The organism is Kribbella sp. NPDC050470, from assembly GCF_044458365.1.
In the GTDB taxonomy this organism is placed as follows: Bacteria; Actinomycetota; Actinomycetes; order Propionibacteriales; family Kribbellaceae; genus Kribbella.
This window is the reverse complement of the sequence record NZ_JBITHV010000009.1, coordinates 89,506-110,827: the sequence shown is the minus strand read 5'-3', so window position 1 is coordinate 110,827 and position 21,322 is coordinate 89,506. Positions and strand designations below refer to the sequence as shown.

General features: G+C 69.9%; 20 protein-coding genes. 11 read left to right on the top strand and 9 right to left on the bottom strand.

All coding sequences use genetic code 11. From position 1 onward, the window contains the following. Positions 1-110: 110 nt before the first annotated feature. The 6 genes from ACIBGM_RS27300 (at position 111) to ACIBGM_RS27275 (ending at position 6,568) form a co-directional block, all read left to right on the top strand. Positions 111-1,574 (top strand): purine-cytosine permease family protein, encoded by a 1,464-nt coding sequence (locus tag ACIBGM_RS27300; RefSeq protein WP_396387132.1) that lies wholly within the window; start codon positions 111-113, stop codon positions 1,572-1,574. After that, positions 1,574-2,113, top strand: a complete 540-nt coding sequence (locus tag ACIBGM_RS27295; RefSeq protein ID WP_396387131.1) for a cysteine hydrolase family protein — start codon at positions 1,574-1,576, stop codon at positions 2,111-2,113. Before ACIBGM_RS27300 ends, ACIBGM_RS27295 begins: the two co-directional genes overlap by 1 nt. Before the next feature lie 7 nt (positions 2,114-2,120). Beyond that, positions 2,121-2,828 carry a GntR family transcriptional regulator gene (locus ACIBGM_RS27290; RefSeq protein ID WP_360525585.1) on the top strand — a complete coding sequence of 236 codons (708 nt, stop codon included), beginning with the start codon at positions 2,121-2,123 and terminating at the stop codon, positions 2,826-2,828. Positions 2,829-2,863: 35 nt separating this feature from the next. Beyond that, complete coding sequence (locus ACIBGM_RS27285; protein WP_360525588.1) at positions 2,864-3,082, top strand: hypothetical protein; 219 nt, start codon at positions 2,864-2,866, stop codon at positions 3,080-3,082. A 292-nt stretch (positions 3,083-3,374) separates the two neighbouring features. Next, positions 3,375-3,539, top strand: a complete 165-nt coding sequence (locus tag ACIBGM_RS27280) for a hypothetical protein (RefSeq protein ID WP_360525591.1) — start codon at positions 3,375-3,377, stop codon at positions 3,537-3,539. 113 nt (positions 3,540-3,652) lie between these two features. Continuing rightward, a complete protein-coding gene (locus ACIBGM_RS27275) occupies positions 3,653-6,568 on the top strand; it encodes an AAA family ATPase (protein ID WP_396387130.1) in 2,916 nt (971 codons plus the stop codon). Positions 6,569-6,681: 113 nt separating this feature from the next. On the opposite strand, the gene ACIBGM_RS27270 is transcribed toward ACIBGM_RS27275, so the two are convergent. The 3 genes from ACIBGM_RS27270 to ACIBGM_RS27260 form a co-directional block, all read right to left on the bottom strand. Next, positions 6,682-6,918, bottom strand: a complete 237-nt coding sequence (locus ACIBGM_RS27270) for a hypothetical protein (protein ID WP_360525597.1) — start codon at positions 6,916-6,918, stop codon at positions 6,682-6,684. Positions 6,919-7,099: 181 nt separating this feature from the next. Next, the gene (locus ACIBGM_RS27265) at positions 7,100-8,440 is read right to left on the bottom strand and encodes a serine hydrolase domain-containing protein (protein WP_360525599.1); all 1,341 of its coding nucleotides are present in this window, start codon (positions 8,438-8,440) and stop codon (positions 7,100-7,102) included. A 4-nt stretch (positions 8,441-8,444) separates the two neighbouring features. Further along, the gene (locus ACIBGM_RS27260) at positions 8,445-9,455 is read right to left on the bottom strand and encodes a dipeptidase (protein ID WP_396387129.1); all 1,011 of its coding nucleotides are present in this window, start codon (positions 9,453-9,455) and stop codon (positions 8,445-8,447) included. A 43-nt stretch (positions 9,456-9,498) separates the two neighbouring features. Between ACIBGM_RS27260 and ACIBGM_RS27255 the strand changes: the two genes are divergently transcribed. Beyond that, positions 9,499-10,392, top strand: a complete 894-nt coding sequence (locus tag ACIBGM_RS27255; RefSeq protein WP_396387128.1) for an ornithine cyclodeaminase family protein — start codon at positions 9,499-9,501, stop codon at positions 10,390-10,392. A gap of 3 nt (positions 10,393-10,395) precedes the next feature. On the opposite strand, the gene ACIBGM_RS27250 is transcribed toward ACIBGM_RS27255, so the two are convergent. After that, positions 10,396-10,752, bottom strand: a complete 357-nt coding sequence (locus tag ACIBGM_RS27250; RefSeq protein WP_360525607.1) for an NADH-quinone oxidoreductase subunit A — start codon at positions 10,750-10,752, stop codon at positions 10,396-10,398. 10 nt (positions 10,753-10,762) lie between these two features. Then, positions 10,763-11,581, bottom strand: a complete 819-nt coding sequence (locus ACIBGM_RS27245; RefSeq protein WP_360525610.1) for a hypothetical protein — start codon at positions 11,579-11,581, stop codon at positions 10,763-10,765. Between the two features lie 272 nt (positions 11,582-11,853). Here ACIBGM_RS27245 and ACIBGM_RS27240 point away from each other — a divergent pair, with 272 nt between their 5' ends. Together ACIBGM_RS27240 and ACIBGM_RS27235 are read left to right on the top strand one after the other, a co-directional pair. Continuing rightward, positions 11,854-13,851, top strand: a complete 1,998-nt coding sequence (locus ACIBGM_RS27240) for a 2-oxoacid:acceptor oxidoreductase subunit alpha (protein ID WP_396387127.1) — start codon at positions 11,854-11,856, stop codon at positions 13,849-13,851. Beyond that, a complete protein-coding gene (locus ACIBGM_RS27235) occupies positions 13,848-14,927 on the top strand; it encodes a 2-oxoacid:ferredoxin oxidoreductase subunit beta (RefSeq protein ID WP_360525616.1) in 1,080 nt (359 codons plus the stop codon). Before ACIBGM_RS27240 ends, ACIBGM_RS27235 begins: the two co-directional genes overlap by 4 nt. 285 nt (positions 14,928-15,212) lie before the next feature. Here ACIBGM_RS27235 and ACIBGM_RS27230 read toward each other — a convergent pair whose 3' ends face one another. Both ACIBGM_RS27230 and ACIBGM_RS27225 read right to left on the bottom strand, forming a co-directional pair. Further along, positions 15,213-15,977 carry an alpha/beta fold hydrolase gene (locus ACIBGM_RS27230; RefSeq protein ID WP_396387126.1) on the bottom strand — a complete coding sequence of 255 codons (765 nt, stop codon included), beginning with the start codon at positions 15,975-15,977 and terminating at the stop codon, positions 15,213-15,215. Beyond that, the gene (locus tag ACIBGM_RS27225; RefSeq protein ID WP_396387125.1) at positions 15,958-17,100 is read right to left on the bottom strand and encodes a serine hydrolase domain-containing protein; all 1,143 of its coding nucleotides are present in this window, start codon (positions 17,098-17,100) and stop codon (positions 15,958-15,960) included. Before ACIBGM_RS27225 ends, ACIBGM_RS27230 begins: the two co-directional genes overlap by 20 nt. Positions 17,101-17,183: 83 nt before the next feature. Here ACIBGM_RS27225 and ACIBGM_RS27220 point away from each other — a divergent pair, with 83 nt between their 5' ends. Together ACIBGM_RS27220 and ACIBGM_RS27215 are read left to right on the top strand one after the other, a co-directional pair. After that, positions 17,184-18,143 carry a GlxA family transcriptional regulator gene (locus tag ACIBGM_RS27220; protein WP_396387124.1) on the top strand — a complete coding sequence of 320 codons (960 nt, stop codon included), beginning with the start codon at positions 17,184-17,186 and terminating at the stop codon, positions 18,141-18,143. A 90-nt stretch (positions 18,144-18,233) separates the two neighbouring features. Continuing rightward, positions 18,234-18,791, top strand: a complete 558-nt coding sequence (locus tag ACIBGM_RS27215) for a hypothetical protein (protein ID WP_360525625.1) — start codon at positions 18,234-18,236, stop codon at positions 18,789-18,791. A 59-nt stretch (positions 18,792-18,850) separates the two neighbouring features. Here ACIBGM_RS27215 and ACIBGM_RS27210 read toward each other — a convergent pair whose 3' ends face one another. After that, positions 18,851-20,098, bottom strand: coding sequence for a DUF445 domain-containing protein (locus ACIBGM_RS27210; RefSeq protein WP_396387123.1), 1,248 nt, complete (start codon positions 20,096-20,098; stop codon positions 18,851-18,853). 27 nt (positions 20,099-20,125) lie between these two features. Further along, entirely contained in the window at positions 20,126-21,316 is a 1,191-nt protein-coding gene (locus ACIBGM_RS27205) for an MFS transporter (protein ID WP_396387122.1), read from the bottom strand. Positions 21,317-21,322: the final 6 nt, after the last annotated feature.

The window sequence follows — 21,322 nt, the reverse complement described above, 5'->3', positions numbered from 1 at the left end:
GCCTAGTGCGCCATGGCGGGGATCGCGCGCAAACCCCGTTGACCGGCCGGTGAGCGCGGTCCTACCGTGATTGAACAGGACTGAACAGGTTCGTTCGGGTTGGAGACGGCATGGCCGATCAGCTTGAGGTGCGGGGACCGGAGTCGCGGGCGCTCGCGGTGGAGAGCAACGGGCTGAACGTGATCGCGGACGAGGAGCGGAAGGGCCGGCCCAGCCAGCTGTTCTGGCCGTGGTTCGGGGCGAACGTGTCGGTGCTCGGGCTGAGCTACGGCGCGTTCGCGCTCGGTTTCGGCATCTCGTTCTGGCAGGCACTGGTGGCCGGCGTGGTCGGCATCGTGTTCTCGTTCCTGCTCTGCGGGCTGGTCTCGCTGGCCGGCAAACGCGGTTCGGCGCCGACGATGGCGCTCAGCCGGGCCGCGTTCGGTGTCCGGGGCAACAAGCTGCCGTCGCTCGTCTCGTGGCTGCTGACCGTCGGCTGGGAGACCGTGCTGACCATCCTCGCGACGCTGGCCACCGCGACCGTGTTCGAGCGCCTCGGCTGGGGCGGCGGCACCGTCACGAAGGTCGTAGCGCTGATCGTGGTCGGCGTGCTCATCGTCGCCTGCGGGGTGCTCGGGTTTGATCTGATCATGCGGGCGCAGACCGTGATCACCGTCGTCACCGGCGTCCTCACGGTCGTCTACATCGTGCTGGTCGCCGACCAGATCAGCTGGAGCACGGTGTCCAGCCTGCCGAGCGGGTCGAGCCAGCAACTGATCGGCGCGCTGGTGTTCCTGATGACCGGCTTCGGCCTCGGCTGGGTGAACCTGGCCGCGGACTACTCCCGCTACCTGCCGCGCAACTCGTCCGGCGTCGGCGTGGTCGGCTGGACCACGTTCGGCGCCTCGATCGCACCACTGATCCTGTTCGGCTTCGGTCTGCTGCTGGCCGGCTCGTCGACGGACCTGAGCGAGGCGATCGCCGCCGACCCGATCGGCGCCCTGGCGGAGGCGTTGCCGACCTGGTTCCTGGTGCCGTTCGTGATTGTCGCCGTACTCGGCCTGGTCGGCGGCGCCGTCCTCGACATCTACTCGTCGGGCCTGGCGCTGCTGTCGGTCGGCCTGCCCGCACCCCGGTACGTCGCCGCGCTCATCGACGGCGTGGTGATGATCGCGGGCACCGTCTACGTGGTCTTCTACGGCGACGAGTTCCTCGGCGAGTTCCAGGGATTCCTGATCACGCTCGGCGTCCCGGTCGCCGCCTGGTGCGGGATCATGCTCGCCGACATCGCGTCCCGCCGCCGCGACTACGCCGACGCCGACCTGTTCGACCGCCACGGCCGGTACGGCGACGTGCGCTGGCTGCCCGTGCTCACCATGATCGTTGCCACCGGCATCGGCTGGGGCCTGGTCACGAACTCGCTGGCCTCCTGGTTGACCTGGCAGGGGTACCTGCTCGAGCCGTTCGGCCTGGGCGGCAAGGAGGGCGACTGGGCGTTCGCGAACCTGGGTGTGCTGTTCGCCCTGGTCGCCGGCTTCGTGGTCCAGCTGGCCGGCGGGACGTCCGCCGTCCGCAAGCAGGAGAGGATGGCTTGATGGCGCCGGTGCTCGCGCTGATCGACCTGCAGAAGATCTTCGCCGACCCGGCCTCCGGCTGGGCCGCGCCGGATTTCCGGCGGGTGCTGGAACCCACCGAGCAGCTGATCGGGATCCTGTCGCCGGAGGTGGTCTTCACCCGGTTCGTCGCACCCGAGAAACCAGTCGGTTCCTGGGCCACGTACTACGAGCTCTACCCGTTCGCGCTGCAGCCGCCCGACGCGGACGACTACCAGCTGGTCGACGAGTTCAAGGGCGCGCCGACGCTGGACAAGACCACCTTCGGCGCGTGGGGGCCCGAGCTCGCCGAGCGGGTCGGCCCGGGTGGTCACCTGGTCGTCGCCGGCGTGACGACCGACTGCTGCGTGCTGACCACGGCGCTGGCCGCGGTCGACGCCGGCGTGTACGTCCAGGTGGTCGAGGACGCGTGCGCCGGCGCCGACGAGGTGAGCCACCGGAACGCGATCGACATCATGCGGCTGTACTCGCCGATGCTGGAGATCGTCACCGTCGAGCAAGTCCGCACCCTGAACCAATGAGCCGCCGATGGCCGGGATCTCGCTCAAGCACGAACGCGTCGCCGCCGTGCTGGCCCGGGAGATCCGGTCCGGCCTGGTACGGCGGGGCGCGCAACTGCCGGGTGAGGTCGAGCTGGCCCGGCGCTTCGCGGTCAGCCGGAACACGATCCGCTCGGCGCTCGCCGTACTGGCCGAGGACGGGCTGATCACCACCCGGATCGGCAAGGGGTCGTTCGTGCTGTTCGACGGGCGGCCGCTGGACGGCCGCCTGGGGTGGACGCATGCGCTCGCCGAGCAGGGGGTCGAGACCCGACTGCGGACGCTGAAGATCGCGCTCGAGCAGGACCCGGAGCTGGCCGGTCGGCTCGGACTCCCGTCGCCGTACGTGATCGTGATCGAGCGGCTGCGGCAGCTCGCGGACGGCGCGGCGATCTCGATCGAACGCAGCCGGCTGCCCGCGCTGGATTCGCTGCGCGAACTGCCCGAACGCGGGCTCGAGAACGACTCGATCGCGGCCACGCTGCACAGCGCCGGGTTGCACCTCGACCACTGTGAGCAACGACTCCGTGGCCGCCCGTTGGACCCCGTCGAGGCCGGGCTGCTCGGTCGCCCGGAGGGGACCTGGTTCCTGCACTCCGAGCGGACCAGCTGGACCGCCGACGACCGGTTCGCCGAGTACGCCGACAGCCTGCTGGACCCCGAGCACTTCGAACTGAGTCTGAGCTTCGGCATCTAAGGCGCCCGGGCCCACGGCACTAGGGAGTTGTGCCGATGTGGCGGCCTACCTCACAGGAGCACTGTCGTGCCATCGACAAGCTCCCGGAGGACACCATGTTCCTGTACTCCCCCGACTCGGTTCAGGCCGAGATCAAGTACCGCCAGGACCGGGTCAAGCGCGACTTCCAGCGCCCGCTCTGGTTCCGGCGCAAGCCCAAGCAGCAGGCCCCCGAGCCCTGCGCGCCGGAGCTCCGCGCCCGCCCCGCGATGTAGCCGGATCCGGCCCCCTAGGCATCCCACTAGGCACCCCTAGGACCTCCTAAGGCCACTCAGGTCCCCCGGATAGGGAGGAGTTCCGATGTGCCGGACCACCTCAGACGAGCAGATTTAGGGGCATCGGCAGAGAGCCGGTGACCACCAGGAGGAACCAATGTTCACGAACGACTCGGTCAAGGCAGAGGTCGACTACCGCAAGGAGCGCCTGAGCCGCGACTTCCGCAAGACCCGGACCACCCGCACCCGCCGGCACCTGTTCGGCAAGAAGGCTTGAGGGGAGGCACACACCATGTCCATGTTCATGACACCGGAATCGATCCAGGCGGAGACCGCCTACCGGCAGGAGCGGATCACCCGCGAGTTCCGCCGGACCACCCGCCGGGAGCGCCGTGAGCAGCAGCGGCCGGAGCCGCGGCGCGCTCGCCAGGCCCTCCGACCCACCACCGCGGCATGACCGCCGAGACCGCCGTCCCTGACTCGAGATCATCGACCAGGGACGGCGTTTTCGTTGCCGGTGGCGACCGGCGGAAGGGATGCCGTCGATTTGTGTCGGCTCCAGGGGCGAAGATGGACGACGTGCCCTGGACTTCGACACCTCTCGTCGGCCGCTCTGCCGAGATGGCCGCCCTGCTCAGCTCCGTCGACGACGCCAAGACGCGTCGCGCCGGCGCCGTACTGCTGTCCGGCGACGCCGGTGTGGGGAAGACCCGGCTGCTGGACGAGGTGGCCACCGGGGCCCACGAGCGTGGCTTCGGCGTCCTGGTCGGGCACTGCACCGACTTCGGCGACGCCGGCCTGCCGTACCTGCCGTTCACGGAGATCTTCGGCCGGCTGGCCGGCGACCGGCCTGACCTGGTCGAGAGCGTGCTCACCAACTTCCCGGCGATCGGCCGGCTGCTGCCCACGCACCGCCTGCTCGGCGCCCAGCCCGCGCCGCAGGAGGGCCAACTGGACCGGGCGGCCCTCTTCGACGCCGTGCTGGGCGCGTTCACCGCCTTGTCGACCAGCGAGCCGCTGCTGGTGATCATCGAGGACGCGCACTGGGCCGACGACTCGACCCGGGACCTGATCGGTTTCCTGATCACCCGGCTGACCGCACAACGGCTGACCCTGGTGGTCTCGTATCGCAGTGACGACCTGCACCGGCGGCATCCGCTGCGCCGACCGATCGCCGAGTGGTCCCGCAACCCCCGCGTCCGCCGGGTCAGCCTGCTGCCCCTGGACGCAGACGAGTCCCGCACCCTGCTGAACTCGCTACTCACCCAGCCGCTGCCGGAGACCGAAGTCCGGCGGATCCTCGACCGCGCCGGCGGGAACGCGTTCTTCACCGAGGAGCTGGTCGCCGCCGCCTCGATGGGCGACGGCGAGGCCGTGCCGCCGGACCTGGCCGACCTCCTGCTGGTCCGGCTCGATCCGCTGTCGGACGACGCCCGCCAGGTGGCCCGGGTGATCGCCGTGGCCGGTCGGCGGGTCCCCCACGACCTGCTCACAGCTGTCGCTGGGCTGCCCGAGCGGGAGCTCGACACTGCGCTGCGTGAGCTCATCGACGCGCACATCATCGACATACCGGCCAGCGACCGCTACTACTTCCGCCACGCGCTGCTGGCCGAGGCCGTGTACGACGACCTGCTGCCAGGCGAGCGAGTCCGGCAGCACGCGGCGTACGTGCAGGCGCTGAAGGACCAGACCGTCTCCGGGACGGCGGCGGAGCTCGCCGGACACGCCACGCGGTCGCACAACCTGGCCGAGGCGTTCGACGCGCGGGTCCGGGCCGGTGAGGAGGCCATCTCGGTCGCCGCGCCGCAGGAGGCGCTGAAGCACTACGAGTTGGCCTTGGAGCTGTTCCCGAACCGGGCGCCCGACAGCACCATCGACAAGATCTGGCTGATCGTGCAGACCGCGACCGCCGCGACCCTGTCCTCGCAGCACCTGCGGGCCGTGAAGCTCCTGCGCAAGTCGCTCGCCGAGCTGCCCGCGGATGCACCGAAGCTGCAGCGCGCCCAACTGCTGCTGCCGCTGGCCGACATCGCGCTGATCATCGACCAGGACCAAGAGGCGAACGAGGCGATCTCGCAGGCGCTGAAGCTGGTCAACGACGAGCCGGCCAGCGTGTTCAAGGCGCACGTCGCCTCGCTCTACGCCCGGGTCTCCGACGCGTTGGGCCGGCCGATGGAAGCCGAGCGCTGGGCGCTGCGGGCGCTGGAGATCGCTCGCGAGGCCGGGCAGGAGTCCGCGATGGGCGACGCCGGGATCACCCTTGCCGTGCTGCGCCGGCGGGCCGGTGACCCGGTCGGCGCAGTACGTCAACTGGAGGAAGCCGCCGTACGGGCTCAGTTGGCGGGCGATGCGGCGGCGGAGATCCGCAGCCGGTTCCTGCTCGGCTCGACGCACTACGAGCAGGGCGACCTGCAGAGCGCGAAGTCGGCGCTGGCCTTCGCGATGAAGCGGGCGGGCGAGCTCGGCCGGCAGTGGGCCGCGTACGGGTTCGACGCGCGGCGGTTGCTCGGGCTGACCCAGTTCATCCTCGGCGAGTGGGACGAGGCGGCAGCGACCGCCCGGACCGACTCGATGACGCCGAAGGCCTCGGCGGCGGCGATGCGGTCGCTGGAGTTCTCCGTCCGGAGCGGACGCGGTGACACCGCGGTCGCGGAGGAGATGGAGGGGCTGCGCAAGTGGTGGGAGCTGGACGTGATGCTGCCGATCATCGGCATGCAGCCGGCCGTGGACGCCTACCGGCAGCTGGGCCAGTACGCCGAGGCGGAGAAGCTGATCGCCGACGTGTCGGCACTGTTGGCCGACGTGTTCCAGAGCGAGTGGTTCATGGCGCGGATCCGGTTCTCGACGCTCGGGTTGCAGGTGTACTGCGATCGGGCCGTGGGTGAGCCGTCCGCGGCGAAGGAGTTGGTGACCAAGGGCGCGGCGTTGCTCGAGGCCGGGCACGCGACGGCCGAGAAGGGGCTGCCGCCCGGGCGGTTGATGGGGACCGAAGGCCTGGCGTGGCTGGCGCGGCTCGAGGCGGAGTGGGAGCGGCTGCGGTGGCTGGCCGGGATCGATCCGCCGACGCCAGAGGAGCATGTCTCCGTCTGGGAGCGGACGGTGGACGCTTTCGGGTACGGGTACACGTTCGAGCAGGCGTGGTCGCGGGTGCGGTTGTCGGCCGCCTTGCGGGCGGCCGGCCGGGTCGCGGAGGCGAACGAGCAGGCTGCGCTGGCCGCCGACGTCGGCCGTGAACTGGGGGCGAAGCCGCTGCTCGACGAGATCGGCGGCGTGGAGTCCGGTGGCGGAGCGGGCAGCCTGACGTCGCGGGAGACCGAGGTGCTGGCGCTGCTCGCGGAAGGGCGGACCAACCGGCAGTTGGCGCGGGAGCTGTACATCAGCGAGAAGACGGTCAGCGTGCACGTCTCCAACATCCTGGCCAAGCTCGGCGTCCGCTCCCGGACCGAGGCCGCGGCGGTCGCCCGCCGCGACGGACTGCTCGACTGAGACGTCTGATCACCGGGTCGCTCACGTTCGGCGCTGTGCGTGTCCGCCGAACGTGAGCGATCGGTGTTTGGGCGGAACCCGGGTGTGGGGCCCGGGCGCCTAAGGTTCTGGGGTCAGCCGTGGCCGCGGCGCGGGCTCGCCTCCGGCTCGGACCAGCCGGTCCGGGCCATGGCGCGGGCTCTGGCACGGGCGATCTCGTCACCGGAAAGACCTGACCGGCTACTCTCCGTCGGGCTGTCCAGCCGGGTGATGTCGTCGAAGACGTGCTGCGCGTGTCGCATCCTGGTCACGGCCAGTATCACGACCCCGGCAGCGATCAGCGCGGTCACCACCCAGAGTTGCCACGACATAGCCTCACCGCCCTGTGCCTACCCCGTTCCCCCGCGTAATCACCATAGCTGCGATCTCAGCGATTGGCGACCGTGTGTGCGCATTCTGTTATACCCGCCGTCCGCATCGTGACTTTCGTTGCTGGACGCAATCACAAAGGGTGATCAGGCAACTTGACGACCGACTGGCTGGAAACTACGTTCAGTCACCACGAGGCGTGAGCCGGCCGCCTCGGAAGAGATACGCCGCCCGGCCGTCGACCGGTTCCCGGAACGCGATCACGTCGTGTACTCCGCGCTCCGGCTCGGCCGCGATCAGCCGGGACTCGTCCAGCGCCACGAACCGGGTCCGCCGGGGCTCGGGCAGCAGCACCTTCGCCTCCTCGCTCGCGGCCTCGTCCAGCACCCAGAGCTCGCCGTCCTCGACGGAGACCGTGGCGCGCAGCAGGACCCCGTCGTACCGCCCGGTGACGAGCTCCGGCGAGATCTCGGCCGGCTCCGACGGTGGGGTCGGTCGCTTCGAGAGCTCCACGCCGGCTGTCTCACGCAGTACGTGCCCGACGAGCTCGTCGTACAGGGCCGGGGTGTCGCCGCCGTTGGTGAGCAGCGCGACCGCGACACCCTTGCCGGGGACGAGCCGGAAGTACGCGGACTGGCCGAGCGTGCCGCCGTCGTGGCCGTAGAGCGAGCCGTCAAAGATCACCCAGCCGAGGCCCCACTGCTCGGCCATCGCGCCGATCCGCGGTACGTCGACCTGCGGCTCCCACAGACTGTCGACGGCAGCCCGGTCGAGCAGCGTCGCGTCCAGGTACGCCCGGCCGAACGCGACCAGGTCACGCGCGGTCATCGCGAGCAATGACCCGGCCGGCGCCATCGCGTGCACGAGACTCCACTGCGGCGCCGCCTGCAGCGGCGCACCCGGCGTCGGCGAGATGTGCCCGAGCGCCGCCCGGTACAGCAGCGCCTCGTCCGGGAGCGTCGCCACGTGCTTCAGCTCCAGCGGTACGGCGATGTGCTCGCGCAGCAGCTCGTGGTACGGCTTCCCGCGCAGCACCTCCGCGATCCGGCCGAGGATGACGAAGCCGGCGTTGTTGTAGGAGAAGCCCGCCCCGAGCGGGACCTCCTGGGCCAGCCCGGGTACGACGTCGCGCACGTACAACTCGACACCGTCGTCACCACGGGACGTCGGCGTGAAGGCGTCGCCGGAGAACCCGCCGGTGTGGGTCAGCAGGTGCCGAGGCGTGACCGCGGCGGACGCGACCTCGTCGACCAGCTTGAACTCCGGCAGGTAGTCGCGCACCGGCCGGTCCAGCTCGACCTTGCCCTCGGCAACCAGCTGCATGATCAGCGTGGTCGTCCACAGCTTGGTGATCGAGCCGACCTGGAAGATCGCGTCGGTGGTCGCCTCGACGCCGGTGTTCCGGTTCAGCACCCCGGCCGCCGCCTCGCTCACCACCCCGTCGGCCAGGACCGCGATCGACGCGGCCGGGACGTCGTACTTGGTGATCAGGCGGGCGAGGTTTTCGTCGAGCCAGGTCTGCACGGGTTCACTCCTTCGACAGGACGCGGATCAGGTTGGCGCCGAGGACCTTGCGGATGGTGTCCTCCGGCATGCCGCGGCGGAGCAGGGCATCGGTCACCAGCGGCATCCCGGCCGGTCCCTCCAGGCCGGGCACGTACACCTCGGCGTCCAGGCCCTGGATGACCACCGGCCGGTCGCAGGCCGGGATCTTCTCGGCGAACACCTCGGCGACGAAGTCACTGCCCAGCCCGACATGGTCCTCGCCGGCGACGTCGACGACGTACTCGATGTGGTCGGCGAGGTGGTCGACGGTCGGCTTCTCGGCGTCGGTGAGGAAGCCGGCGAAGAAGTTGACGCAGACGACGCCGCCGGTCGCGGCGATGGCGCGGAGCTGCTCGTCGGTCAGGTTGCGGTGGTGCTCGCGGAGCGCGAACGCGCTGGAGTGCGAGGCGACGACCGGCTTGGTCGCGAGCTCGAGGATGTGCTCGACGCCGCCGCGGCCGACGTGCGAGACGTCGATCAGTACGCCGAGCTCCTCGAGCAGCCCGATCGCCTCGACCCCGGCGTGGGTGAGCCGGCTGCCGGTGGCGTCCTCACCCGATCCGTCGCCGAGCGCGCTGCGGCCGAAGTGCGTGAACGACACCATCCGGACGCCGAGCCGGTGCAGGGTCTGCAGCAGCTCGAGGTCGTTGTCGATCTGCGGGCAGCCTTCGAGGGCGAGGACCAGCGCGATCCGGCCGTCCCGGCCGGCGAGGTCGGCGGGCGTCGTACACAGCACGACCTCGTCGGCGTTGGCCTCGGCGACGCGGTGCGCGGCCTCGATCATCCGCAGCGTCTCGCGCAGCGCGCCCTCCGGCCGGAACTCGTCGTCGATGAACACCGGCAGCACCTGGACGTCGATCCCGCCCTCGCGCAACTGCGGGATCCACCGCTCCCGGAAGTACTCCGCCCAGGCCGCCTTCGGCCTCCGCGCCACCAGCATCAACAGATCGTTGTGCGCATCCGCCACCACCGCGCTCCGGTGCAGGTCGGTCATCGGCTCCCCTTCGATCGGCGGGGTCCAGAGTAGCCTCGGGGCGGTGAGAGTTCTGAGCGCTGAGGATGTCCGCCGGCTGGTTCCGATGAGTACGGCGATCGACGCCGTACGGGACGCGTTCCGGGAGCTGGCGGCGGGGAACTTCGTGCTGCCGGCCCGGCAGATCTTCGGGGACGGGGCGGTGCTGGTGATGTCGGCGTACCACTCGCCGACCGGAACCGCGGTGGTGAAGAAGATCGGCATCGCGCTCGACCAGGTGCCGGCGATCCGCGCCACGCTGATCTGGACCGGCGGCGGCGACCAGCTCGTCGCCGACGGCACGTCGATCACGACCCTGCGCACCGGTGCCGTCGTCGGGGTCGCCACCGACCTGCTCGCCCCGACCGACGCGTCCCGGCTCACGCTGATCGGGACGGGCGCTCAGGCCCCTGACCAGGTCCGCGCGGTTCTCGCCGTACGACGCATCGCCGCCGTCACCGTCACCGGCCGCTCGGCCGACCGCGCGGAGGCACTCAGCGCGAGCTTGGCCGACGAGTTCCCGGACGTTAAGTTCACCCCCAGCACATCGATCGGCGACGCGATCGCCGACACCGACATCGTCTGCTGTGCGACCTCGTCGTCCACCCCGCTCTTCGACGCGGACGCCCTCCCGGAACGCGTCCACGTGAACGCGATCGGCGCCTTCCGCCCGACCATGCGCGAGCTTCCCCGCGACCTGCTCGCAGACGCCTCGATCGTCATGGTCGACCAACGCGAAGCCGCCCTGGAGGAGTCCGGCGAGATCATCGACGCGATCGACTCCGGCGCGGTCACCGACCTCGTCGAGCTCGGCCCGGCCCTGTCACAGACCCTCGCCCCCACCGGCCGCACGGTCTTCAAGTCCGTCGGCATCGGCCCTCAGGACTGGGCCATCGCCGCCGCCCTCGCCCGGACCTAGGGCCTAGGTCCAGCGCAGAACACCCTTGCGGTAGGCGTAGAGGAGGCCGACCGCGACGAAGGCCAGGAAGACGAACATCTCGACCAGCGTCGCGAAGCCGAGCGTGGCGAAGACGGTCGCCCACGGGAACAGGTAGATCGCGTCGACCGCGAAGATCACGTAGAGGTACGCGAACAGGTAGTACCGGATGTGGACCTGCGCCCAGCCCTCGCCGACCGGGTCGACACCGGACTCGTACGTCTTGAGCTTGCCCTCGGTCGGATAGGTGACCGTGAGCGCCTTGTTCAGCGCGAACGCGCCGATCAGCCCGGCGAGGCCGAGGACGACGACCGCCGCGATGACGCCATAGCTCTCCGACACAGGCCTCAGCTTAGTTCGTACAGAGCATGATCGAGTCGACCGCAACGTACGGGCCGTAGCCGGAGGCCACGTCCGCGACCTGCAGCCGGAGCCGGGTGACGCCGAGGATCTTGTAGTTGAGCCAGGTCTCGGTCTCCTGCTTCTGCAGCACCGACGTCATCGCCTTGGTCCCGTTGTGCAGCGACGTCCGCACCGTCCCGTCGGTCAGGTTGCCCAGCCAGTTGCGCACGTAGCTGCAGCCGGTCGAGTTCACGTCACCCCAGACGTACCCGCCCTTGTCGGCCATCAGGTCCGCCTCGGCCCGGCGCGGTCCTTCCTTCGGCGGGACGACGTTGAACTGCGGGGTGCGGGCGCCGCCCGCCGCGAGCAGGCCCTTCTTGAAGATCCCGCGCCAGACGTAGTGCTTGAAGCTGATCATCGGCGAGATCGCCGTCGGGTACGGCGCCTGCGGGCCGACCGCGATCCGGTACGTCCGGACCGATCCCGGCTGCACGGTCCTGATCGTCACGCCGGTCCCGGACGAGTACCCGTGCGCGATCTCCTGCCAGCGACGCTCGGACGGGATCCACTGGTGTAGCGGGATCCGGGTGCCCGCCTTCGGCGCCGGCGACAACGTGCCGATCACCGTGATCACGCCCTTGGTCGCGTCGGTGGTCCGGATGCTGTAGATCTTCGCCGTCCGCGTGGCCTTGACCGAGGCCGGTGCGGCTGCGGCTGTCGCCGTACTGCCGAGACTCAGCGCGCTGTCCGCGGGTGCCACCGGAGCGGCGCATCCGGTCAGCGCCGACAGCAACAGTCCGGCAACAACGCGCATAGGGCGACGGCCCATGGGAACTCCAACCACGTGGATCACAACTTGATGACGACACCCTGCCGGTTCTCGCTTCGGATCGCAAGCGAGCCGCTGCGGAGTGTAATGCTGGAGGGTTTCGTCTTAGCCCACGATGTTCAGTCCCTAACACCACGTCCCAGGCTGTGGACCACCGGGGCTTCCGCATGGTTCTGTTCTAAGGGCGAACTAATATTGGGGTTATCGCCCTGACTGGGGGGATCGACCTGTCGTCCACGAAGCGGCCGGCCGACCCAAGTGTCGACTTGGAGATGAACAGAACAGTGACCATCGAGGTCAAGCAGCTCGACCGCGTGGTGATCCGCTTCGCCGGCGACTCCGGCGACGGGATGCAGCTCACGGGGGACCGGTTCACAGCGGAAACAGCATCGTTCGGCAATGACCTGTCGACGTTGCCCAACTTCCCAGCAGAGATCCGGGCACCAGCCGGAACACTGCCGGGGGTGTCGTCGTTCCAGCTCCACTTCGCCGACCACGACATCCTGACGCCTGGTGATGCGCCCGATGTGCTGATCGCGATGAACCCCGCCGCACTCAAGGCGAACCTGCGCGACGTGCCGCGCGGCGCCACCCTGATCGTCGACACCGCCGACTTCACCGCCCGCAACCTGAAGCGGATCGGGTACGAAGAGAACCCGCTGGAGACCGGCGAGCTCGAGGCGTACCACGTGGTCCCGCTGAACCTGACCGGCATGACGGTCGAGTCGGTCAAGGAGTTCGGGCTGACCCGCAAGGACGCGTCCCGGGCGAAGAACATGTACGCCCTCGGCCTGGTGTCCTGGCTGTTCCAGCGACCGGTCGAGTCGACGATCACGTTCCTGGAGACCAAGTTCGCCTCCAAGCCGGACATCCGCGACGCCAACATCGCGGCCTTCCGGGCCGGCTACAACTTCGGCGAGACCGCCGAGGAGTTCTCGGTCCGGTACGAGGTGAAGCCGGCCAGCATGGCGACCGGCACCTACCGGAACATCTCCGGCAACCTGGCGCTGGCGTACGGCCTGGTGGCGGGCGCCCAGCGGGCGGGGCTGCCGCTGGTGCTCGGCGCGTACCCGATCACCCCGGCCTCCGACGTACTGCACGAGCTGTCCAAGCTCAAGCGGTTCAACGTCACCACGATCCAGGCCGAGGACGAGATCGCCGGTGTCGGCGCGGCGCTCGGCGCCTCCTTCGGCGGCGCGCTCGGCGTCACCACGTCGTCCGGCCCGGGCATCAGCCTGAAGTCGGAGACGATCGGCCTCGGCGTGATGCTCGAGCTACCGCTGGTGGTCTGCGACATCCAGCGCGCCGGTCCCTCGACCGGTATGCCGACCAAGACCGAGCAGGCCGACCTGCTGCAGACGATGTTCGGGCGGAACGGCGAGGCGCCGCTGCCGGTGCTCGCGGCCCAGTCCCCCGCGGACTGCTTCACGATCGCGGTCGAGGCGGCCCGGATCGCCGTCACCTACCGGACGCCGGTGATCGTGCTGTCCGACGGCTACCTGGCCAACGGCTCCGAGCCGTGGCAGATCCCGGTGATCGAGGACCTGCCGACGATCGACCCGAACTTCACGCTCGAGCCGAACGCGACCGCCGCCGACGGCAAGCCGACGTACCTCCCCTACCTGCGCGACCCGGAGACCCTGGCCCGCGCCTGGGCGATCCCGGGTACGGCGGGCCTGGACCACCGGATCGGCGGTCTGGAGAAGGAGGACAAGACCGGCAACATCTCCTACGACCCGGCCAACCACGACCTGATGATCCGCACCCGGCAGGCGAAGGTGGACGGCATCACGGTCCCGCCGGTCGAGGTCGACGACCCGGACGGTGCGGCGAAGGTGCTGGTGCTCGGCTGGGGTTCGACGTACGGCCCGATCGGCGCCGGCGTCCGCCGGGTCCGCAAGGTCGGCGGCAAGGTCGCGCAGGCCCACCTGCGGCACCTGAACCCGTTCCCGCCGAACCTCGGCGAGGTGCTCGGCCGCTACGAGAAGGTCCTGGTCCCGGAGATGAACCTGGGCCAGCTGGCGCTGCTGCTGCGGGCCAAGTACCTGATCGACGTCGTGTCCTACGCCCAGGTCCGCGGTATGCCGCTGGGTGCGGCCGAGCTGGCCGAGGTGATCGGCAACCTGGTCGAGGAGACCGAGGGCATCGACGACGACGCCCGCCACCTGGGTGAGGCCGCGGCCGCCCTGAAGCACGGAGAGGCCCTGGCCGACTCCAACGGCTCGAACGGCCACGTCAAGACGGAGCTGAAGACAAGGGGAGCACGATGAGCACGGTCGAGCTCGGCATGCCGAGCCTGCCGAACGGTCTGCGCGGGGTGCCCGCCGCGACCGAGCCGCAGAACCGCAAGGAGTACGTGTCGGACCAGGAGGTCCGCTGGTGCCCCGGTTGTGGCGACTACGCCGTACTGGCCGCTTTCCAGGGGTTCCTGCCGGAGCTCGGGATCAAGCGCGAGAACGTGGCGATGGTGTCCGGCATCGGCTGCTCGTCGCGGTTCCCGTACTACCTGTCGACGTACGGCATGCACTCCATCCACGGGCGCGCGCCGGCGATCGCGACCGGTCTCGCGACCGCGCGGCCGGACCTGAGCGTGTGGGTGGTGACCGGTGACGGCGACGCGCTGTCGATCGGCGGCAACCACCTGATCCACACGCTGCGGCGGAACGTGAACCTGAAGATCCTGCTGTTCAACAACCGGATCTACGGCCTCACCAAGGGTCAGTACTCGCCGACCTCGGAGCCCGGCAAGGTCACCAAGTCGACCCCGATGGGCTCGGTGGACAACCCGTTCAACCCGGTCTCGCTGGCGCTCGGCGCGGAGGCGACCTTCGTGGCGCGGACGGTCGACTCCGACCGCAAGCACCTGACCTCGGTACTGCGGGAAGCCGCGGAGCACCGGGGGACGGCGTTCGTGGAGATCTACCAGAACTGCCCGATCTTCAACGACAACGCGTTCGAGGCCTTCAAGGACCCGGAGACCCGCGACGATGCGATCATCCCGCTCGTGCACGGCGAACCGATCCGCTTCGGCAAGGACGGCCACCTCGGCGTCGTCCGCGACGGCTTCGCCTCCCTCGCCGTACGCGAGGTCGCGGACCTCCCCGGCGGCGAGGCCGACCTGGTCGTCCACGACGCCCACACCGACGACCCGGCGTACGCCTTCGCCCTCTCCCGCCTCACCGACGCCGGCGTCCTGCACCGCGCCCCGATCGGCGTCTTCCGCAAGGTAGACCGGCCCGCGTACGACGACATGGTCCGCCAGCAGATCACCACCGCCCAAGAAGCCCAAGGCCCCGGCGACCTGCAGGCCCTCGTAACCGGCTCCGACACCTGGACAGTCAGCTAATACATCCCCGCGCGGGCGCTACGGACGCTCCTCCGTCGCGCCCTCGCACCCGCTCCCACCCACCCATTCCTCCCCGCGCGCTACCGCCCGATCACCGGCTTATCGCCGGGATTCTCGGCTCATCGCCGTGTGAGTCGGCTATCGCCGCCTGATTGTCGGGCTGCCGCCCACCGTCGACCACGTCACGCGGTCGTGTGAGGATGCTCTCGCCGAAGCCAACGCAATTGGCTGGGCATCGCCCGACCGGCGGTTGTCGATCATCCGGCTGGGTTCGCGCCGACTCCTTCACCGCAGGAGGAACTTCAAGGTGGCGGCGCGGAAGGGCTCTGGGGACTCGATCCAGGGGTAGTGAGCGACGTCGTCGAGGACTACCCGGGTGGCGTTGGGTAGTGAATTCAGGAGGGTGTTGGTGACCGTGGGTGGGCGGAGGTCTTGGGCGCCGTGGATTAGGAGGGTGGGGGTGGTGATGGAGCGGTAGGAGACTGCTCGGTTGGGGAGGGTGTGGAGGTCGGCTTTGAGGGAGTTGGCGGCTTGGGGGTTCGGGGTGGAGCGGGGGGTGGTGAGGTGGCGGGCGGTGGATAGGGCGGTGGGGCGGTGGTGGAGGTTGGCGGCTATGCGGGACAGCCAGGGGTCGTCGGTCGGCAGCTCGGCCAGGCGTTCGGCTACGCGTTGGCGGTAGGTGGAGGGCGGGCCGTCGAGGCCGGTGCTGGAGACCAGGATCAGGTGGGTCAGGTGGCGCTGGTGGGTTACGGCGTACTCGAGGGCTAATGCGGCGCCCCAGGAGTGGCCCAGGAGGGCGACCTGTTCGTGGCCGGTGTTGGCGCGGATTGTTTCCAGGTCGGCTACGAAGCGGGTGAGGGTGTAGGGGCCGCGCGGGTCGGAGCGGCCGGCGCCTCGCTGGTCCCAGCGGTGGAGAGTGAAACCGGGGAGGGACAGGTCGCCGAAGGTGTCCCACCAGCCGGGGCCGCCGTGCACCAGGACGACAGGCGGGCCGTCACCGCCGACCGATGTCCACAGCCGGCACCCGTCGTCAGTCGTCGAGTGAGGCATAGACGGCGGCTCGGAGCTCGCGGCGGATCGGGTAGCTGGACGAGGGGCGTAGTTGAGTGAGGAAGATGACGACCAGGTCGTCCGCGGGTGAGACGAAGAAGGCGGTCGAGGCCGCGCCGCCCCAGAAGAACTCACCGGGGGTGCCGATCGTCTGCGCGACCACCGGATCCAGCAGTACGCCGAACCCCAAACCGAAACCTTGTCCCTCCCGACGGGTCTCGCCGCCGAAGTCCGCCATCGACGCCAGGTCACGGCCGTCCGGCAGGTGGTTGGTGGTCATGAACCGCAGCGTCCGCGGACCGATGATCCGGACACCGTCCAGCGAACCGCCACCCGCCAGCATCCGACCGAACCGCAGGTAGTCCCCCGCCGTCGACACCAGTCCGGCGATCCCGGACAGGAACGTCCGCGGCCGCGTGTACGCACTGGTCCGCGGATCGTCGGCGAGCGTGAAGCCTCCATCAGCAAGGGAGTAACCAGCGGCCAGCCGATCGATACTTGCCTCAGGCACCGAAAACCCGGTGTCCACCATGCCGAGCGGCTCGAAGATCCGCTCCGACAGGTAGCGGTCGTGCGGCAGCCCGCTCAGCAACTCGCACAACAACCCGACCAGATCGGTCGAGATGCCGTAGATCCACCGCGTCCCCGGATCGACCTGCAGCGGCAGGCCGGCCAGCCGCGCGGGCAGCTCCGACAACGGCACATCCGAGTCCATCCCGGGCAGCTCAGCATCCTGGTACATCCGGCTGACCGGATGCTCGCCGTTCGGCGCCGCCAACCCGGACGTGTGCATCAGCAGGTCCCGGACCGTCATCTCGCGCGTCGACTCCCCCAGCTCGTACACCTTGGGCCGGCCGAGGTCAGGCAGGTACTTCACCACCGGATCGTTCAGCTGGAACCGGCCCTCCTCGTAGAGCTGCATCAGCCCGAGGCTCACGATCGGCTTCGTCATCGAGTAGATCCGGAAGATCGTGTCCGGCCGCATCGCGATCCCGCGCTCGGCGTCCATCACGCCACACACGTCGAAGGGCTCGACCCGGTCCCGCCGCGCCACCACGGTCACCGCCCCCGGATACCGGCCCGCCACGACGTACCGCCGTACCAGGTCCGACACCCGCTGCATCCCGGCCTCCTGTAACGAATACTTCAAGAGAGACGGTATCTGAAATGACTGTTACTGGGCAACGTGCAGGCTAGCGTGGCTGGGTGGATCAGCGTGTGGTGCTGGTGGTGGGGTACGACGGTGTCGAACTGCTGGACATCGCCTGCGTGACGTCGTGTCTGGACATCGCCAACCGGATCGGCGCGAGTCCGCCGTACCAGGCTGTGCTGTTGACGTTGGGCGGGCAGGCGGTCACGTGTGACTCGGGGCTGCGGCTGCAGGCCGACGCGGCGCTCGAGCGGTTCAAGGGACCCTTCGACACGTTGCTGGTGTCCGGTGGGCTCGGGCATGAGAAGGCTGCGGCGGATCGCCGCCTGGTCGGGCACGTACGGCGTCTTGCTGCGCTGGCCCGTCGGGTCTCGTCAGCATGCACCGGCGCGACCGTGCTGGCCGAGGCCGGCCTGCTGACCGGGCGACGCGCGACTACGCACTGGATGTACGCCGACCACCTCGCCGCGAACTACCCGGAGGTCCAGGTCGACGCCGACCCCATCTACGTCCGGGACGGCCACGTCGCGACGTCCGGTGGGGTCACGAGCGCACTGGACCTGACGCTGGCGTTCATCGAGGAGGACCACGGCGAGGCGCTGGCCCGCGGGGTCGCGATGGGCACGGTCGCCTACCTCCAGAGGCCGGGTGGGCAGTCGCAGATGAGCATGTTCGTCGCGACCCGGCTGAGCGGGGACCTGCTGGTACGGCGGATCCGGGACCACATCGTCAGCCATCTCGGCACCGACCTGAGCACGCCGGCGCTGGCCCGGTTCGCCGGAGTCAGCGAGCGGCACCTGTCGCGGTTGTTCCTCACCCACGTGGAGCGGACGCCGGCGCAGTACGTGCGCGGCGTCCGGACCGAGGCGGCCGCGCAGCTCGTGGTGTCGGCGGAGCTTTCGCTCGCGGCGGTCGCGCGGCAGTGCGGGTTCGGGTCGACCGAGTCGTTGCGCCAGGCGTTCCTCGACCGGTACGGCGTACCTCCGTCGACGTACCGGCGGGAGCGGGCCGGCTGACCGCAGGATTCCGGTCCGTTTCCGCAGGGATCCGGACCTGATCGACGCGGGCCGGACGCCTTGACCGGGGGTGTTCCGGAGGATCGGGCCATGACGAACAGGGGGCTGACGGCCAGGTGGCCGACCGCGCTGGCCTTGGTCACCATCGCCGGAGCACTCGCGCTGATCATCGTGACGGATCGGGAGGCGGAGTTCTTCGGGCCGGCCGTCGCGACCATGGCCGGGATCTACCTCTTCGCGTACGCGATCGGGCGTCCGTGGACCGCCTGGGTCGCGTTCGCCGTACTTAGTGTGGTGGCGTCGGTCTTCCACACGCTGGACCGGCTGGACGTGTGGGCAGTCGCCCCCGGTGTCGGCATGACGGTCGTGCTGGGCGTGCTGTGGGTGTGGGCGATCGTACGGCGCCGCTACGCCGAGCCAACCTTCACACTCGAGACCGCCGGCATGCTGTTCTTCGGCGCGATGACGATCCTCACCGTCGCCACCGGCTCAGTCCTCCTGGCCGGCCTCGGCTGGCTCTGTCATGGCGCGTGGGACGCGTACCACTTCCGCATCAACAAGGTGGTCAATCGCTCGTGGTCGGAGTACTGCGGCGTCATCGACCTCGCCGTCGGCGCCTCCCTTCTCGTCGTCGCCGCCACCCAATGACCGACACCGAGGAACGCAACCTCAAGGCAGCGACCGATCCCCGAAGTCGGGGATGAAGGTCACAGCAGCTCACTGACTGTGTGGATGATCAGTCCGACCAAGGCGCCGACCACGGTGCCGTTGATGCGGATGAACTGCAGGTCGCGGCCGACGTGGAGCTCGATCCGGGCGGCGGCTTCGCGGCCGTCCCAGCGTTCGATGGTGTCGGAGATGACCGAGACGATCTCGCTGCCGTAAGTGCGGATCACGTACCCGACCGCCTCGGCCGCGCGGTCGTCCACCTTCGACCGCAGTGCCTCGTCCTCCTGCAGCCGTGCGCCCAGGTCCTGCAGGGCCTTGGTACCGCGGACCCGCAGCGTACTCGCGGGATCCGCGATCGAGTCGATCAGCGCAGCCCGTACGGCGTCCCACACCGCAGTCAGGCTCGACCCCATGTCGGGATGGGTCAGCATCCGGGCCTTGAACGCCTCGAAGCGACCCATCACCTCCGGGTCGTGCTGCAGGTCGTCGGCGAGCTGGCCGAGCAGCCGGTCGATCGCCTTCCGCGCCGCGTGCGACTGGTCGTCCCGTACGTCGGTCAGCCAGGCCAGCGCCTCGCGGTGGATCCGGTCGATCACCAGCCGGTCGACCCACTGCGGCGACCAGCGCGGCGCGCGCGGCCCGACCACCTCGGCCAGCAGGTCCCGGTTGTCGCGCAGCCAGTCGTGCGCCTCGACGATCAGCAGGTCGAACAGCGCGTGGTGCGCGCCGTCGTCGACGACCGACTCCAGGAAGTGGCCGGCGATCGGGCTCAGCGGCTCCTTCACGAACCGCGGCAGCAGCGACCCGCGCACGAACGCGGTGACGTCCTCGTCCTCGAGCCTCGGCAGTGCCGCGCCGATGGTCCGCGCGCCCTCGGCCACGATCCGCTCCGCATGGTTGCCGGAGGCAAGCCACTCACCGGCCCGGCGGCTCACCTCGGCGGTGCGCATCTTCTCCGCCACCACCTCCTCGGACAGGAAGTTCTCGGTGACGAACTGCTCGAGGCTCTCGGCCAGGCTGTCCTTGCGGGTCGGCACGATCGCGGTGTGCGGGATCGGCAGCCCGAGCGGCCGGCGGAACAGCGCGGTGACCGCGAACCAGTCCGCCAGCGCGCCCACCATCGCGGCCTCGGCGGCCGCGTTCACGTAGCCCCAGCCGCCGTCGCGGTGCAGCGTGACCAGGTAGATCACCGCGGCCAGCACCAGCAACGACAACGCCACCGACCGCATCTGCTGCAGTCCGCGCCGCCGTACCTCGTCGGCCGCGCTCAACGCCAAGGTCGCCATACCCCGATTCAACCAAGTCGCTGGTGATCAGGCCCTCAGGCGAGTCCCCTGTCGGTCCATGAAACCCGAGATCAGGGCGAGGACCAGGCCGGCCAGGGCGAGGGCGGCGCCGAGGCGGCTGGGCCACTCGTAGCCGTAGCCGGCGGCCAGTACGACGCTGCCGAGCCAGGCGCCGAGCGCGTTCGCGATGTTCAGCGTCGAGTGGTTGAGCGAGGCGGCCAGTGACTGTCCTTCGTGGGCGACGTCCATCAGCCGGGTCTGCAGCGCGGGGACCAGGATGCTCGCCGAGAACCCCATCGCGAACACCCCGGCGAGTGCGCCCGGCTTGCTCTGCGCGAGCCAGCCGAACGTGCCGAGCACGACCATGATCGCGATCAGGCCGCCGTACAGGCTCGGCATCAGCGCCCGGTCGGCGAGCCGGCCGCCGACCACGGTGCCGCACGTCATGCCGACGCCGTACACGGCCAGCACGATGGTGACCGCGGCCGCGGAGAAACCGGCCAGTTCCGTCATCGTCGGGGTGATGTAGGAGTACGTCGCGAACATGCCGCCGAACCCGACCATGCCGACCAGCAGCGCCATCCACACCTGCGGCCGGGCCAGCGCGCTGAGCTCGCTGCGGATGTTGACGTCACTGCCGACCGGCTGCGGCGCCACCCAGAACCACACCGCCACCAGCGTCAGCAGCCCGAGCACACCGACGGCCAGAAACGGCGCCTGCCAGCCGAGTTTCTGCCCCATCAGCGTGGTCACCGGGACGCCGATGATGTTCGACACCGGCAGGCCGACCATGGTCATCGAGACCGCCCAGGCGCGCCGGGTGGGCACCAGCGAGGCGCCGACCACCGCGCCGATCCCGAAGAACGCTCCGTGCGGCACCCCGGTCAGGAACCGCGCGGCCATCAGGAACTCGTAGCTGGAGGCAACGGCGGACAGGACGTTGCCGAGCACGAACACCGCCATCAGCCCGAGCAGCAGCCGCTTCCGCCCGGTCCGCGCGCCCAGCGCCGCGATCACCGGCGCGCCGACCACGACCCCGAGCGCGTACGCCGAGATGACGTGCCCGGCCGTCGGGATCGAGATGTTCACCCCGTCGGCGATCTGCGGCAGCAGCCCCATCGTGACGAACTCGGTGGTCCCGATCGCGAACCCGCCGGTCGCCAGCGCGAACAACGCCGGCCCGACGTGCCGCGTCGTCGTACGACTGTCAGGAGTCACCAAGCT